At 68.9% G+C, this 238-nt stretch carries 1 protein-coding gene; it reads right to left on the reverse strand.

Features of this window, described 5'->3' with window-relative positions:
• Positions 1 to 238, reverse strand: a 238-nt coding sequence (locus tag J0695_RS36450; protein WP_277990081.1) for a lipid II flippase MurJ, incomplete at both ends; no start/stop codon positions are given.

Below are 238 nucleotides of genomic sequence, written 5' to 3' on the forward strand. Positions count from 1 at the left end.
GGAGATGCGCGGCAGCAGGGCCGCCATGACGGAGACGGTGATGATCGCCTGCGGCATGCCCCAGATGAGCTGGGCGTTGGAGTAGGCCATGATCCCGGTGCCGTCCCGGCCCGAGGCATGACCGGCGGCGGTCGCGAGCTGGGTGACCACCAGGACGCCCGCCTGGTTGGCGAGGACGAACAGAACGGTCCACTTGGCCAGCTTCACGGCCTTGCCCAGGCCGTGAAGCTGGCCAAGT

It is taken from the genome of Streptomyces beijiangensis (assembly GCF_017315755.1).
GTDB lineage: Bacteria > Actinomycetota > Actinomycetes > Streptomycetales > Streptomycetaceae > Streptomyces > Streptomyces beijiangensis.